Consider the following 235-nt stretch of genomic DNA (forward strand, 5'->3'; position numbering starts at 1 on the left):
TAGCAGCCTCGCCTTCACGCTTGTCCAGAGCTCAGACGGGACCAAAACCTCGGACTGGTACGACGCCAAGGGCGTTCTGACCAGCGAGGTGACGACGAAGATCGACGGCTATAGCTCCACGACCGCCTACACCAACGGCGTCAAGACTGCCGCGTACATTACCAACGCCGATGGCACGTCGGACAATTGGAGCTACAACATCAAGGGGCAGTCCTACACCACGCAGCATCAGCAC

The 235-nt window shown here is 59.1% G+C and carries 1 protein-coding gene; it reads left to right on the forward strand.

What is annotated here, in order from left to right; genetic code table 11:
• Window positions 1–235, forward strand: a 235-nt coding sequence (locus AC0L3J_RS38420; RefSeq protein ID WP_473350625.1) for a hypothetical protein, incomplete at both ends; no start/stop codon positions are given.

Source organism: Bradyrhizobium sp. Kon37, assembly GCF_055807535.1.